Below are 15,419 nucleotides of genomic sequence, written 5' to 3' on the forward strand. Positions count from 1 at the left end.
GCATTTAAAATTTAAAAAGATTATTCAGCTTCTTTTTTGAGTTGATATTTATCAGCCAAATCACCCGTAATTTCTTTACCATCCATATCTAATGCTTTTAAATAACCCTCAGCAACAAAATATTTACGGCTATCACCAGCTTTATCTAATTCAATAATAGAAGAATTTTTGTTATCGAATTGGAAACTACCCTTGCTTTCAAATGGTTTGCCATCACCCTTACCAAGATAGGTTTCTTTAATCTCATAAGTTTTATCTGAATTAAGTTCTAGTTCGGTTTTAATACCTTCACAATCTGCACAAGGGAGTATGCCTTTATATGTGCCATTCCAATCTAATGCATTTTCAGCAGTATGTGCAGTATCAGCTACAGTTGCTTCTGATACAGTTTCAGTTGTAGCTGGTGTTTGCTCTTCAACTTTTTTATTTTCAGTTTTACTACAAGCGGCTAATACAAGAGAAGCTAGAGAAATTGCAATAATTGACTTTTTCATTTGGTATTAAGCTCTTTTTTGAAAATATTGTTATTTAAACTATGGGATTTTAAGAAGAAAGGGTAGTGACAGTGTGTAAGGGTTATTTAACCTTTGGTAAATCTATAAATGGCAGAATTTAAATTTATTATTTAACCTACTTATTGCAAAGTATTAAAATTTTAGAAAAAAGTAAATTTTAAATATAAAAAAACCTTTATCGTTAGATAAAGGCTTTTTAAATTTTGGAGCGGGAAACGAGACTCGAACTCGCGACCCCAACCTTGGCAAGGTTATGCTCTACCAACTGAGCTATTCCCGCAATAGGACGCATTATAGAGAGTTTCATCCAACTGTCAACTCTCTATGTTGCTGAGTGTTGAATTAATCAGCACGTCGCCAAATTGTGCCTTGGCGAGTATCTTCTAAAACGACACCTTGATCGAGTAAAGACTGACGAATGCTATCGGCTTTTGCAAAATCTTTAGCTTTTTTTGCATCAACACGCTGTTGAATAAAATCTTCAATTTCTACATCAGAGAGATTAAGCGCTTCTTGACCAATATCAGACTTTAAAAAATCTTCAACATCATATTGCACTAGACCAAGAATGTTCGTCAGATAACGTAGCGTTGAATAAAGAACAGTTGCTTGTTCAGCCTGTTCTTCTTTAACCGCACGATTTAATTCTTTATTGATTTCAAATAGTACTGCGATTGCTTCCGCAGTATTAAAATCATCACGCATTGCACTGTTGAAGCGTTCAACAAGATCTTGCGCTAAAGTTTCAACTGTTTTTTGACCATAAACTTGCTGATAAGCTTTAAATGAATGATAAAAACGACTTAGTGTGGTCTTTGCTTCTTTTAATGCAACATCAGAGAAATTGACAGGGCTACGATAATGAGATGAGACAATAAAGTAACGAATCACTTCGGGATGGAATTTTTCCATGACATCGCGAATGGTAAAGAAGTTGCCTAAAGATTTAGACATTTTTTCGCCATCAACATTGATAAAACCAACATGCATCCAATAATTGACATATTGTTCACCTGTTGATGCTTCACTTTGTGCGATTTCATTTTCATGGTGAGGGAACATGAGATCTGAACCACCACCATGAATATCGAAATGATTGCCTAAGCAGCAAGTCGACATTGCAGAGCATTCGATATGCCAACCTGGGCGACCATTGCCCCATGGTGAAGCCCATGCAGGTTCATTTTCTTTGGCATGTTTCCAAAGTACAAAGTCGAATGGATGTTTCTTGTCTACTTCGACATCGACACGTTCTGATGCTCCTGCTTGCATGTCGTCCAATTTACGACCGGATAAGCGACCATATTTATCAAATTTAGTCACTTCAAAATAGACATCACCATTGGCAGCGGGGTAGGCAGCACCTTTATCAACCAGTGTATTGATCATATTTTGCATTTGATCAATATATTCAGTTGCTTTTGGTGCCTCGTCTGGTGCTGCACAGCCTAAATTAGCTGCATCTTCATTCATTGCATCAATAAAACGAGCCGTGAGTTGTTGAATGCTTTCGCCATTTTCATTGGCACGCGCAATAATTTTGTCATCAATATCCGTGATGTTACGAATATAGCGAACTTTCCAGCCTTGGCTGCGTAAGAAGCGGATGATGTAATCAAATGCAACCATAACTCGAGCGTGTCCAATATGACAGTAATCATAAACAGTCATACCACAGACATACATGTCGATTTGACCTTCTTGACGTGGGACAAATTCAACTTTTTTACGTTGCTCAGAATTATATAGAACAAAAGGTTGCATAAGGGTTTTCAAACACTCTACAAAAATCGTGATTCATCATAACGTATGCATTGTATTTCATAAAGTTATCATGTGAAAAAAATGGAGGAGTGATTGACTTTATAAATGCCTTTTTTTTAGCAATATCGCATATTATGATTTTTTACTCTTGAGTTTATGATGAATAGCAATCTCAGATGTCTCATTCTTGCTTATCAAAGTGCAGTATGTGAGGTTCTAGCTCTTATGCAAGGATCTGGTATAAAGCAACCTATTACAAATATTGAATGAGCATGTATGGATATCCCTCAACTTGGTAAATTGATAGGAGGTATTCCATATTTTAAACATGGTTTTGGTTGTAAGGTTAAATTACCTAGAGGTGCCGTAGATTTTGATTTTGGAGAGCAGGGGCAGATCAATGGTTTTGATTTATGGAGACTGCTTGATTTTGCTGGTTCAAGATTATTTGAATATGGATTTTCTAGCGAAGCTGCTTTAAAGCAATGTTTTGAAGATGAAGTGAAAGCAGGTCGTTTAGTCTATTCAGGGTATATACTTTATTACTTAGTAGATTCTAGCAATTAACATAAGTTCAATCTCTCTTCATTTTTGATGAAAACTACTACATTTAGAAACGTGCATATTTTTCAATTATGCTAGAATCAGTATCATTCTTTTGATTAAAATCATCTGCCTTCAGGTGGATAGCGTATTATTCTGGGGTCAAAATCATATGTCACAAGCCATAAATTTTCAAAAAAGCGCATTAGAGACCCTGCGAATTGAGCAACAAGCCTTAGAAGTTCTTGCAACACAAATTAATGAAAGTTTTGATCGTGCATGTGAAATTCTTTTGCAGTGTAAAGGGCGTGTTGTTGTGACGGGTATGGGCAAATCAGGTCATATCGGTCGAAAAATGGCAGCGACACTTGCATCAACTGGGACACCATCATTTTTTATGCACCCAGGTGAAGCGGGGCATGGTGATTTGGGTATGTTGGTTCGAGGTGATGTATTAATCGCGATTTCAAATTCAGGCAAAAGTGATGAAATCATGATGCTCATGCCGTTAATCAAACATCTAGGTGTACCATTAATTACTATCAGTCGTGATGATAAAGGACCAATGCCACAGAATGCGGATGTTGCACTGACATTAGGTGAGGCGGATGAGGCTTGTCCTCTAGGTTTAGCACCAACATCTAGTACGACTGCAACACTTGTTTTAGGCGATGCATTAGCCGTCGCATTGTTGGAAGCGCGTGGTTTTACCGCAGATGATTTTGCTCGTTCCCATCCTGCGGGAGCATTAGGTAAACGCTTACTTTTACATGTAAAACATTTGATGCATACAGGGACTGAATTACCCAAAGTTAAACCTGATACACCGATGAACAAGGTGTTATATGAAATCTCAGATAAACGTTTGGGTCTTACCACGGTTGTTGATGAGAACGATATTTTATTAGGTATTTTTACTGATGGTGATTTACGCCGAATGATTGATCAGCAGCAAGGTTTTGATGTAAATCTCCCAGTTGCTGAAGTTATGACCAAAAATCCACTCACTATTTCTGAAGAAGCCCGTGCGGTGGAAGCATTGGAAAAAATGCATGAGAGAAAGATTAATCAATTTGTAGTTGTTGATCATACCAATAAAGTGATTGGTGTGATTAGTATGCATGACCTTATTCAGGCAGGAGTAAATTAAGCCATGGCATCTTATGCTTTACAAGAACAAGCACGTCATTTACAAGCATTAGTGCTTGATGTGGATGGAATCTTAAGCGATGGCTTTGTAACTCTAACAAACTCAGGTGATGAACTTAAATCATTTGATATTCGTGATGGGTTAGGTATGAAATTGGTTCAACAAGCAGGAATGAAAGTGATTATTATCACTGGACGTAAGAGCAATATTGTTGAAAAAAGAATGACAGATTTAGGTGTTGATCTTATTTTTCAAGGGCGAGAAGATAAAGGTGTGGCATTACGTGAAGCTTGTGCTCAGTTAAATATTTTACCTGAAGATTGTTTATATATGGGCGATGACTGGCCTGATTTATCTGCATTTGCGATTGCTGGCATGAGTATTACTGTTCCCAATGGACATGAGGAAGTTCGTCGTCGTGCAAATTTAGTCACTCAAGCGATGGGTGGACGTGGCGCAGTTCGAGAAGTATGCGATATGCTCTTATGTTCAAAAGGCGTTTACCAAGAGCTACTTGCAAAATATTTAGCTGTACCACATTAATAGTAGCGTGAATTACCCAAAGGTCAGGTAACTCTGTTTATGGATACCAAGGTTTTATATGTTGTCGCTGTTTTGATTGCTGCTTTAAGTGGTGGCTATTATTATTACAGCGGCAAAGCAAAAAAGTTGGATGTTGATTCAGCGAAAAATATGACTTATTCAGCGCAGGGTGTTCACTTAACTCAGACTGATGAGCAGGGTAATTTATACATTCGGGCTGAGGTGAAACAGTTGCAGCAAAATATGCAGCAGAAAACATCCCAACTTGATCAATTAAATGCCGTGATGTACAAGCAGGGTAAGGCTGATGCAACGTTTTATGCAAAACAAGCACAAGCCTATGACGATAATACAAAGATCATATTACAAGGCAATGTCGTTGCAACTAAATTGTCTGATCAGGGGAAAATGGAGTTTCATACTAATGAACTCACAGGATATCCAAAAACCAGAGAATTAGAGACACAACACTCAGTCACTGTAAAAACGCCAAGTTCTGAGTTTGTTAGTCAAGGTCTAAAGGCAAATTTGAATAATGGTCAATATGAATTCTATAAAATTCGAGGAAAGTATGCGCCAAGCTTTTAATTCTAAATTTCGTTTCACTTTCCTAAAACAGGTCACTTGTATTGCCGCTGTATTATTTTCTTCGGCTTCAAGTTTTGCTTTGCCATCAGACCGTAGCCAACAGTTATCATTGGTTGCTGATCGTGCAACCTATAATGATAAAACGGGTGTAACAACCTATACGGGTAACGTAGTGATCGAGCAAGGCACGATGAAGCTTCAGGCTGATTCTATTATTGCGACATTGAATAGCAAAAAAGAAATACAAACGATTACAGCTAAAGGTCAGTTGGCAAAATTTCAGCAGCAAATAGATGCTAAAAAAGGTTTAGCGCGTGGTGAAGCGCAGACCATTGTTTATAATGCCGATACAGGAATTATTACTTTGACTGGTAAGGCTTATCTGTATCAAGATGGTTCTAGTATTCGTGGTAATAGTCTGAAATATAGTATGAACAAAGGTGATGTAGAGGCACAAGGTTCTTCATCAAATCGAGTTCAAATTATTATTCCGCCATCAAGTTCTAAAAGTTCTCCAGGGGCGCGTGATTAATGGATCAATCAGTACAGCAATCACAAACTTTATGTATTAAACACCTAGCTAAAAACTATAGTAAACGGTGGGTGGTAAAAGACGTTTCATTTACGATGCAAAGCGGTCAAATTGTCGGTTTACTTGGACCAAATGGTGCAGGTAAAACCACAAGTTTCTATATGGTTGTCGGACTTGTTCGGATGGATAAGGGTGAAATCCATTTAGATAATTTAGATTTATCTGATCTAGCGATGCATGAGCGGGCACGTAAAGGTATTGGATACTTACCACAAGAAGCATCAATTTTTAGAAAGCTCACAATTTCCGAAAATATCATGGCAATTTTGGAAACACGCAAAGATTTAAATAAGCAGCAACGCCAGCAACGCTTAACTGAATTATTAAATGATTTTAAAATCAATCATATTAAAGATTCATTGGGGATGAGTGTTTCAGGTGGTGAACGCCGTCGTGCTGAGATTGCTCGTGCGTTGGCTGCTGATCCGAAATTTATGTTATTGGATGAACCATTTGCGGGTGTTGATCCAATTTCTGTGGGTGATATTAAAGATATTATTCAAACGTTAAAGAGTCGAGGAATTGGTGTTTTAATCACTGACCATAATGTTCGAGAAACCTTAGCCATTTGTGAAAAAGCTTATATTGTCAGTGAAGGTTCTGTGATTGCAGAAGGTACTCCGCAAGAAATTTTAGATAATGAGCAAGTGCGTAAAGTATATCTAGGTGATGATTTTGTGGTTTGAATCAAATTAAATAAAAAGAGAACCATTTATGGTTCTTTTTTTATCTAAAATTATTATAAATAATAAAAAGATACGTGATTAACGTGTTTGATAGTGAATGGTTTTTTATTTCGGTGTGAAAAGTTATAATTCCTTTTTTAGTTTGTATTTATGTTTATGCCTTTCACCATTGCCAATACGGTAACTTTTGAAGAAGACATTAAAAAAAGTCGCTTCCAAGCGATTGCTGCAATTGTTGAAAATGAGCAGCAAGTTAAAACTTTTTTAGAACAAAACAAAGATATTTCAACAACACATCAATGCTGGGCATGGAAAATTGGACACCATGTTCGGTTTAATGATGATTGTGAGCCTTCTGGCACAGCAGGTCGTCCCATTCTAGCGACAATCGAAGGCAATGACTTAACCAATGTCATCGTCTTGGTGAACCGTTGGTACGGCGGTATTAAGCTCGGTACAGGTGGACTGGTACGGGCTTATGGTGGATGTGCAGGTCAATGTTTATTATTGGCTGAAAAAATTGAGTTGATTGAGAAAAAACAGATTCAATTTGCCTGCCTATTTAATGAATGGGCAATTATTCAATATGAGTTGATGCAGCAACAAATTGAATATCAAGAACGTTACACTGAAACAGGTGTTCTTATTGAAGCACGAGTACAAGTACATCAAATTGAGCCTTTAAGGCATAAGCTCCAAGATGTTACACGTGGACGTGAATCGCTTAAGGTGATAGAGGAACAAGAAGATGACAACTGATCCTTTATTAAAGTATCGAGAACAACATAAGCATCGTTTGAATTATATGCCTTGGTTGTACTGGTCACTTAAGCCTAGACATCGAGAATGGGCCGAAGCATGGCAAGCTGAATATCAAGCTTATTTGATGGAAATGGAAACAATAGAGATTGGCAAAAATTGTTTTATTTCCCCTTTAGCACATATTTTTGCTGAGCGTGGGCGCAAGATCACGATTGGAGATAATACTTTTATTGCAGCAGATTGTACTTTACATGGACCTTTAGAGATTGGTAACGAAGTCGCGATTAATCATCATTGTATTTTAGATGGCGGACGTGCAGGCATTAAGCTGCATGATCAGGTTCGAATAGCTGCTTATAGTCATTTATATGCGTTTGATCATGGCATGGATTTAGACCGACCAATATACCAGCAAGCTGTTACCTCCAAAGGAATTGAGATTGGGCGAGATGTATGGTTAGGGGCTCATGTTGGTATAAAAGATGGCGTGAAAATTGGACATCATGCGGTTGTGGGGATGAATAGTATGGTTACTAAAAATATAGAAGATTTTGCAATTGTGGCAGGTAATCCAGCTAGATTGATTCGTTATCGTACTGAATAAAATCAATTAAAAGCTCATGAGATTCTATACATAAATTTAACCCACCATACTTTGATCTGTGATAAGTTAAAAACAAGTACAAGACCTAAGGTGTTAAACCTAAAGAGAGGCGAACATGAACCGTGTCATTGCATGTATTGATTCTTCACCCTGTATCGAGGCTGTCGCTGAAGCAGCCGCATGGGTGGCGAAGCAAACGCAAAGAGAATTAGTACTGTTGCAAATTCTGGACTATTATCCAGCAAGCTATCATTTAGGTGAAATCAGCGGTGTCATTGGTTTTGAAAGTAATGCGATGTTACTCAAAGAATTAGCTGAACTAGAGCAAAAGCAAAGCGAGCTTGCACTCGATTATAGTAATAACTTACTCAAGCATATTTCTGAGCTGATCGAAAAACAATATGGTTTAACCAGTACCAAGATTCAGGAAAAAGGCGATTTTCTTGAACAGAGCTTTAATATTTTAAAAGAGAATGATGTTGTCATTATCGGGCGTGTGGGTGAACGGGCGGCCGAGAAGAATAAGCCAATTGGCAGTAACGTGGAAAACTTTATTCGTGGTGCAAACTGTACAGTGATTACTGTGGGAGAGCATTTTGAACCACCGAAACGTTTTATTTTCGCTTATGAGTATTCACCGACTTGTCAAAAAATGCTGCAACGTATAGCACAAAGTGATTTATTGAAAAAGTTACAATGTCATTTACTTTATGTCGGTGATCACCCAGAAATGCTGGCAGAGCCAGAAAAATATTTAAAAGATGTGGGTTTAGATGTTATACCCATTTATCGATACGGGGATGTTGCCCAAAATATTCTTGAATATCAAAGAGAACATGATATTCAACTCATTGTTTTAGGTGCTTTTAGCCATAGTAAAATTCATCAATTTTTCTTAGGCAGTATTACTACAACGATCTTCCGAAATGCCAATGTTCCCTTACTCGTAGCTAAGTGATTCATTTTCTTCCATATAGTTATCCGCAATTACTGTGGATAACTATATGGAAAAGCATTGTGGATAAATATAAGTTATTGATATTAAATAATTAAAAATTTTAGATTGTTTTTTGATCTCTATTTTACGATTGCAATTGCAAAACCATCATGCCCTTTAGATCCTACTGTTTGTAGAGCAGTGCAAGAGAGCAGTTGAGGATGATCTTTTAATGCTGAGAATGCTTCACGAATGCCTTCAATACTAGGCTTCTTATTATTCTCATCTAAGATCGCACCTGCACGAATGACGTTATCAAGTACAATAATCGTACCTGAGTGAGAAAGCTTTAAGCTTAATTCAAAGTATTCACGATAACTTTGTTTATCGGCATCAATAAAAATCAAATCAAAGGGTTCACTGCCTTCAGCAATGAGTTGCTTCATAATATCTGCACCACGACCTTTCTTGAGCTCGATATTGGTTGGCATCTTGGCAAAATCGATATTTTCCTGAGCAATAATGACGTGAGTATCTCGACCTTCTACCGTGAGTAGATAGCCATCCTCAGGTAATGCTTTTGCAAGCCAAATAGTACTGTAGGCACCAAAAGTTCCCAGTTCCAGTACCCGTTTGCATTGGTTCATCTGAATCAACATTTGCAAAAACATGCCTTGATTAGGCGCAACAGCCAAATGATTAGAAAACCCCTGAGTATCGGTATTGTCTAATGCATGTTGAAGTCTTGGGTCTGTGGGAATTAAATGTGAATTGATATAGTCATCAATGTCGGTCCACATCTGTTGCATAATCAAGTTTACCTATGAATCTGTTAGCTGCATTTTAAACATTTATGCTTAGAGTGCAATTTGATTACTGAATTAATCACTATCATTGAAATAAAAAAGAGACCGTTTAGATCTCTTATCGATTTAAATTATCGTTTATTAGAAGTTACACATTGAACTATTTCGGGTGAGGTCAGGCCCCCAAGTTCGATAACCTTGCGTATCGATATGAATTTGGCCAGAGCTGTACAAGCCTATTCCAAGATTTAAACTCTGCCCATGCTGGATCCAAAATTGGCATAGTTTAAATTTGGTCTGTTCAATATATGCATAGTCTTGCGGTTGTGGAACCTCAGGCCCGATACGGAAGTCGATTGCTGAATTGAACAAATGCTTAGAAGAACCCGCACCACCTGCACATTGGTTTAAAGGTAGATCGCGGTAAACAGAAGTGACTTCGAAATCAGTTAAAATCTTAGCAGCGATTAAATATTTAAAGACCCGTAAGGTTGAAAGTGAATTATTCCATAGCTCACGATTTGGCACCATATATTCTGAGCGACCACATTTTTGCCAGTCCCGTGCAGTACGCAGTAATTCAAAACTTGGAATAATATGCGCCACATTGTTGCGTGTTAAAAACTGCTCATATTCACGCACACGTGCATAGTTCTCGCCCTGATTGAGCCATTGGCGATAAGAGTTTGGTTCAACTTTATTTGGAATTGGGCGAGTAAAAGTAACTTGTTCTTGAGGAATGTAAATTCTTTTATCTTGATTTTGATTCACTTTAGTGGCTGAACTGACACAACCGACCATCATCACAGGGATGATACAAAATGATAAGAGACCCTGTAATTTATTTCGCATCATAAAAAAGCAGTTCACAATCTATAAGTAATAGATGAATTATTTTAATGCAAAATAACGCACAAATAATGGTGCAATTGCAAAGAAATGTGTGATTCGAGTATAAAAAAAGACCAGTTAATACTGGTCTTTTCTATGATTATTTTTCTAAATATTGCAATTTATTTGGCTTGCCATTCCATTCTTCACGATCAGCAGGTTGTTCACCAATTTGAGTGATGTTATTACCTGCCCATTTTTCAGAGAGTTCAGCATTCAGCTCAATAAACGCTTCTTGACCTTCAGGTAGCTCATCTTCAGAGAAAATCGCATTTGCTGGACATTCAGGTTCACACAACGCACAGTCAATACATTCATCTGGATTGATGACAAGAAAGTTTGGACCTTCATAGAAGCAATCTACAGGGCAAACTTCAACACAGTCTTGATATTTACATTTAATACAGTTTTCGGTGACAACAAAGGTCATGGCGGCAGCTACCTAAAAAATATGGTTTTCATTTTGCATAGCGTATTTTAGGCAAAAAATACCGATAGAAACAATTCCTTTTATTGATATTTATTATTCGTATCAATGAAATGGGCTTATTTATATGACTTTTATTGATAATAAGTCTCAATAACTTAATGAATTGTCGAATTTCTCCTTGCATTACATGATGCAAAATAAGCGCACAAATATAATTGCGATCTTACAACCAGAGAAATCAGCTCTGACCTAGGGCCAAAGCTGATGATTTAATCTTAATTTTCGAGTGCTTGGCTGGATTTGAATAAGGCTTTGAGCTGATAAAGCTGTTCAAGTGCTTGACGTGGTGTTAGATCATCCACATCAATTTTATCTAACAATTCAAGCGCAGGGGATTGAGCTTCCACTTCAACAATTTTCTCAACAACTTGAGTTTCAATTTCATGCTCAAGTGAACTGAATAAATCATTTTGAACTGTATTTTGCAAATGTTGATGCTGTTGCTTTTCCAGAATTTTCAAACGTTTCTGTGCTTCTTTAATTACACTTGCTGGAATACCTGCCAGTTTTGCAACTTGTAAGCCGTGGCTTTGGCTTGCAGGACCGTGTTGTACTTTGTGCAATAAAATTAAATTACCATTCAGTTCTTGTGCTGTCACATGATAATTATCAATACCAACTTCACCACCCAGTTCGGTTAACTCAAAGTAGTGTGTTGCAAACAGACATAGACATTTCACACGCTTCGTCAAATCAAGTACACACGCCCAAGCTAAAGAGAGGCCATCATAAGTACTCGTACCACGACCAACTTCATCCATCAAAACCAAAGATTGACTTGTAGCATGATGTAAAATCTGTGAGGTTTCAGTCATTTCCACCATAAAAGTAGATTTACCTGTCGACAAATCATCCGCAGAACCGATACGGGTAAAGATACGATCAATTGAACCCAGTTTTGCCGATTTTGCAGGAACGAAACTACCACAGTAAGCAAGTAAACTGATTAATGCGGTCTGACGCATAAATGTCGATTTACCGCCCATATTTGGACCCGTAATAATCGCCATACGGTGTTGTGGGTCTAGAGTCGTATCATTCGGTGTAAATGGTGCTTTATTTAAAGCTTCAACCACAGGATGACGACCAGCTTGAATTTTGATGCTGGTTTCAGCCGTAAATTCAGGTCTTGTCCAATTATTTAATCTGGCTTGATGTGCAAAATTTGCCAGTACATCAATATGCGCAATTGCTGCGCTCATCATTTGTAGTTGAGCAATATTTTGGCGAAGCTCATCTAATAAGGATTCAAACAAAAGCTTTTCACGGGCAAGCGCGCGTGATTCACTTGAAAGGACTTTATCTTCAAAGCTCTTGAGCTCTGGAGTGATATAACGCTCGGCATTTTTTAAGGTTTGACGGCGAATATAATCGGCAGGTGCCTGCTCGGCCTGAACGCGTGTCAACTCAATATAGTAACCACTGACACGATTATAACCAATTTTAAGTGTATTGATTCCAGTACGTTGGCGTTCGTTAATTTCTAAATCAATTAAAAATTGCCCTGCATGATCACGAATTTTACGTAATTCATCCAGTTCATCATCATAACCTTCAGCAATCACATTACCATCGCGTAATAATACTGGCGGATTTTCAACAATTGCCGCCATTAAATGTTGATGTAGACTTTTGAAATCACCTAATTGATTATCCAACTGATTTAATAATTGAGATTGTTGGTTTTTTAGCACAGGTGCTAAAGCATGCCGTAAAAATGGAATTTGTGCACATGCTTGACGCAGTTGAACTAAATCGCGTGGACGTGCACTGCCCAAAGCAACACGACTCAATACACGTTCGATATCACCAATTTCTTTGAGCACTAAACGTACAGGAGATTCATGGTAGCCTTTTAATAATTGCTCTGAGGCATCTAAGCGAGCATCTAATATGGCAGTATCACGAATCGGTTGCATAAGCGTTCGACTGAGTAAACGGCCACCCATTGCGGTTTGGCAATCATTAATCAGTTGGAATAAAGATGTGCCATGTTCAAATAACGGATCAATAATTTCTAAATTACGCCGTGTAATTGGATCAAGTGCAATAAAGTCAGTGCTTTGCTCAATTTGAATGGAACGAATATGTGGTAAAGCCGTTTTTTGTGTTTCTTTGGCATAATGAATTAATGCTGCGGCTGCAGCTTTTGCCAAAGGGAGTGGATCTAGACCAAAGCCTGATAAAGTTGAAACTGAGAACTGGTCACACAAAGTTTTTTGTGCATTATTTAAATTAAAATCAACATTTGGACGTTTAGTAATTGGGCAGTCTAAATTCTTTTTAATTTGTTCAATAATATTTTGATCGATCAGATCTTCATCAATGAGAATCTCGCTAGGCATTAAACGAGCTAGCTCAATCGCCAATTGTTCTGGCTTATAGTTTTGTTGTTGAACTTTAAAAATACCCGCACTCAAATCAAGTAATGCAAACCCAATTTGATTTTGTTGAATACATAAAGCAACCAGATTTGAAGACTGATAACTGCTAAGTAATGCATCATCAGTCAAAGTACCTGGTGTTAGAATACGAACTACTTTACGTTCCATAGGTGCTTTACCGCGAGAACCTGCGTTCTCACCTTCACCAACTTGCTCACAAATTGCAACTGTGCGACCAGATTTAACTAAGCGGGCAAGGTAGCCTTCGGCTGAATGATAAGGCACACCAGCCATTGGAATCGGTTGCCCACTCGCTTTACCGCGATGAGTCAGTGTAATGCCGAGTAGTTTGGCTGCTAAATGCGCATCTTCAAAGAATAGTTCATAAAAGTCACCCATACGATAGAACAGCAATGCATGTTGATAGTCTGTTTTGACTTTGAGATATTGCTGCATCATTGGGGTGTGAGAAGATAAGTCAGCCATGATTTCAGCACTGTTCATGCGTATTAAGTCCTTAAATTTTTGAATAAATTAAAATATAGAAAGTCTAATTGTCTAACTGATAGGGAGTCAACAGGAACTCATCTAAGGAAAAGTACAGCTTTTATATCTAAGAATTGAGCCAATAGTGAGTGAAATCTTATTTTAAACCTAGAACAGCAGTTTTCATAAAAAATTAAATTTAAAAAATCTCATAGTTTGTTATTTGATAGAAATTAATGAGAGTAGAGTAATTGTTGACTAGTGAACTGGTTTTAAAAAAAATAGAGGGTTCTCGTAATTAAAAAGCACAGTAGTCGGAAACAAGAAGAACTTTATATGTTGATATCATTGCAAAATTAGTAGATAGAAAGGTCGATACTATTGTAAGAAAAGATATTGTGGAACTTCTTAAAAGTATTGTTGATCGTGGTAGAGATCCGTCAGAATTGATCACTACTTAAGATTATGCTATTGGTTTAGATTAATTTTCAGAAAATTTTTGATAATCCTATTTTATTGGCTAAATCTGGTTTAAAACACACGCACATGAAACTTAGTTCGTATAAGCTTACCAGAATGCTTTTCAGATTTTGAATTGAAACAACTACTTTCTCGGTTGTCAGAATCAGGTTCGTCTAAACATCATAAAAGTATATTAATGATTGTGCTATCTGGATTGAATCACAAATAATTCCCCAAAAGAGAGTTTTTTAAATCTCTGTTTTATGTTGAAAATTAAATATTAACAACAAAAGAATAAGCTTTTTGATTCAGATTGCTATCTATTAGAATTGCATCAAACGACATGTTTTCTAATAATGATTTGAGATTGTGATGCATTTTCAATGATTCTGAAGAAAGATTAATAAGAATAATTCGATTAACTGGATCGATTATAAATTCAATAGTTTCAGGATGTTTGTTGGTTAAAACTAAGCGATTTTCATGAAGTAGTTCTGTAATTTGTTCACTAAGTTGATTAATTTTAATTTCTTCTTCACTTGATGATGTGGTTTTAGAAACATGAATTTGAGCAGAATAACGTTCAAAATCCTTTGGTGTGTCAATAATTTCAACTTTGTAAAAACTAAATGAGTCAGTTTCTAATTTTAAAGAAGATAATTGGTTCTTTTCTAAGAAGTCAGTTTCCATCGGTTTGATATTTGACTGATAAAGATTTGATACGTCTTTTGCTTCTTTTATAGCTTTTTTTGCTCTATTTTGTGCATCCAAGAGCGGGTCATAAGTATGCTCAATTTTTGATGAATTTACATGCTCATCGATACTAAAGAACTCTGGTACTTGATTTTCTGTTGATGCATTTACTTGTGCTGTACTATCAAATATTGTTTCGCTGATTGGTTGAGGTTGAGGTTGAGGTTGAGGTTGAGGTTGAGGTTGAGGTTGAGGTTGAGGTTGAGGTTGAGGTTGAGGTTGAGGTTGATCGATTGTTGCTGTTGTTTGCGAATCTTTTGAAGACAAAAACATTGCATCTTTATGATTTACACTTGATGCCGAAACTAACGTAATCTTTATATTTGAATTTATATGATCGTTTTTTTTAACTGCAAAATTTAAAAGTAGGATTACAATAAAAACATGCATCATAATGCTAAAGAGAAATGCGATATGTGAAATATTGAGTTTATTTTGAGACAACATATTTTTCTCCTCAGCA

16 protein-coding genes and 1 tRNA gene are annotated in these 15,419 nt (G+C 36.9%); 9 read left to right on the forward strand and 8 right to left on the reverse strand.

Annotated features, from left to right (window positions below):
* Positions 1 to 20 precede the first annotated feature (20 nt).
* The 3 genes from CDG59_RS04645 to cysS form a co-directional block, all read right to left on the reverse strand.
* Positions 21 to 494 (reverse strand): copper resistance protein NlpE, encoded by a 474-nt coding sequence (locus tag CDG59_RS04645; protein ID WP_087543904.1) that lies wholly within the window; start codon positions 492 to 494, stop codon positions 21 to 23.
* Between the two features lie 225 nt (positions 495 to 719).
* Positions 720 to 795 (reverse strand) — tRNA-Gly (locus CDG59_RS04650).
* A gap of 62 nt (positions 796 to 857) precedes the next feature.
* Positions 858 to 2,279: a cysteine--tRNA ligase gene (cysS, locus tag CDG59_RS04655; protein WP_087543906.1), complete on the reverse strand. Its 1,422-nt coding sequence runs from the start codon at positions 2,277 to 2,279 to the stop codon at positions 858 to 860.
* A gap of 276 nt (positions 2,280 to 2,555) precedes the next feature.
* Between cysS and CDG59_RS04660 the strand changes: the two genes are divergently transcribed.
* The 9 genes from CDG59_RS04660 to CDG59_RS04700 all read left to right on the forward strand — a co-directional run bounded on the left by CDG59_RS04660 (position 2,556) and on the right by CDG59_RS04700 (position 8,705).
* Complete coding sequence (locus tag CDG59_RS04660; RefSeq protein ID WP_227519108.1) at positions 2,556 to 2,846, forward strand: DUF6896 domain-containing protein; 291 nt, start codon at positions 2,556 to 2,558, stop codon at positions 2,844 to 2,846.
* A 148-nt stretch (positions 2,847 to 2,994) separates the two neighbouring features.
* Entirely contained in the window at positions 2,995 to 3,972 is a 978-nt protein-coding gene (locus CDG59_RS04665) for a KpsF/GutQ family sugar-phosphate isomerase (RefSeq protein ID WP_087543908.1), read from the forward strand.
* A 3-nt stretch (positions 3,973 to 3,975) separates the two neighbouring features.
* On the forward strand, positions 3,976 to 4,515 hold the full coding sequence (locus CDG59_RS04670; protein ID WP_005157544.1) for a KdsC family phosphatase: 540 nt from the start codon (positions 3,976 to 3,978) through the stop codon (positions 4,513 to 4,515).
* Positions 4,516 to 4,554: 39 nt separating this feature from the next.
* On the forward strand, positions 4,555 to 5,103 hold the full coding sequence (lptC, locus tag CDG59_RS04675) for an LPS export ABC transporter periplasmic protein LptC (protein ID WP_087543910.1): 549 nt from the start codon (positions 4,555 to 4,557) through the stop codon (positions 5,101 to 5,103).
* Positions 5,087 to 5,635, forward strand: coding sequence for a lipopolysaccharide transport periplasmic protein LptA (lptA, locus tag CDG59_RS04680; RefSeq protein WP_087543912.1), 549 nt, complete (start codon positions 5,087 to 5,089; stop codon positions 5,633 to 5,635). Before lptC ends, lptA begins: the two co-directional genes overlap by 17 nt.
* The gene (lptB, locus tag CDG59_RS04685; RefSeq protein ID WP_004663024.1) at positions 5,635 to 6,381 is read left to right on the forward strand and encodes an LPS export ABC transporter ATP-binding protein; all 747 of its coding nucleotides are present in this window, start codon (positions 5,635 to 5,637) and stop codon (positions 6,379 to 6,381) included. The genes lptA and lptB overlap by 1 nt, the downstream gene beginning before the upstream one ends.
* Before the next feature lie 156 nt (positions 6,382 to 6,537).
* On the forward strand, positions 6,538 to 7,140 hold the full coding sequence (locus CDG59_RS04690) for an IMPACT family protein (RefSeq protein WP_087543914.1): 603 nt from the start codon (positions 6,538 to 6,540) through the stop codon (positions 7,138 to 7,140).
* Positions 7,130 to 7,747 carry an acyltransferase gene (locus tag CDG59_RS04695; RefSeq protein ID WP_087543916.1) on the forward strand — a complete coding sequence of 206 codons (618 nt, stop codon included), beginning with the start codon at positions 7,130 to 7,132 and terminating at the stop codon, positions 7,745 to 7,747. The genes CDG59_RS04690 and CDG59_RS04695 overlap by 11 nt, the downstream gene beginning before the upstream one ends.
* A 115-nt stretch (positions 7,748 to 7,862) precedes the next feature.
* Entirely contained in the window at positions 7,863 to 8,705 is an 843-nt protein-coding gene (locus CDG59_RS04700) for a universal stress protein (RefSeq protein ID WP_087543918.1), read from the forward strand.
* Positions 8,706 to 8,824: 119 nt separating this feature from the next.
* Here the strand turns inward: CDG59_RS04700 and CDG59_RS04705 are convergent, their stop codons facing one another.
* From CDG59_RS04705 to CDG59_RS15275, 5 genes are all read right to left on the reverse strand, one after another.
* On the reverse strand, positions 8,825 to 9,493 hold the full coding sequence (locus CDG59_RS04705) for an O-methyltransferase (RefSeq protein WP_005157533.1): 669 nt from the start codon (positions 9,491 to 9,493) through the stop codon (positions 8,825 to 8,827).
* A gap of 138 nt (positions 9,494 to 9,631) precedes the next feature.
* Positions 9,632 to 10,345 (reverse strand): D-Ala-D-Ala carboxypeptidase family metallohydrolase, encoded by a 714-nt coding sequence (locus tag CDG59_RS04710; RefSeq protein WP_087543920.1) that lies wholly within the window; start codon positions 10,343 to 10,345, stop codon positions 9,632 to 9,634.
* Between the two features lie 136 nt (positions 10,346 to 10,481).
* Positions 10,482 to 10,811 carry a ferredoxin FdxA gene (fdxA, locus tag CDG59_RS04715; protein ID WP_004663008.1) on the reverse strand — a complete coding sequence of 110 codons (330 nt, stop codon included), beginning with the start codon at positions 10,809 to 10,811 and terminating at the stop codon, positions 10,482 to 10,484.
* Between the two features lie 275 nt (positions 10,812 to 11,086).
* A complete protein-coding gene (gene mutS / locus CDG59_RS04720) occupies positions 11,087 to 13,759 on the reverse strand; it encodes a DNA mismatch repair protein MutS (RefSeq protein WP_087543922.1) in 2,673 nt (890 codons plus the stop codon).
* Between the two features lie 717 nt (positions 13,760 to 14,476).
* Positions 14,477 to 15,403 carry a hypothetical protein gene (locus CDG59_RS15275; RefSeq protein ID WP_171294984.1) on the reverse strand — a complete coding sequence of 309 codons (927 nt, stop codon included), beginning with the start codon at positions 15,401 to 15,403 and terminating at the stop codon, positions 14,477 to 14,479.
* Between the last annotated feature and the right edge of the window lie 16 nt (positions 15,404 to 15,419).

This window comes from Acinetobacter sp. WCHA29, assembly GCF_002165335.1.
GTDB lineage: Bacteria > Pseudomonadota > Gammaproteobacteria > Pseudomonadales > Moraxellaceae > Acinetobacter.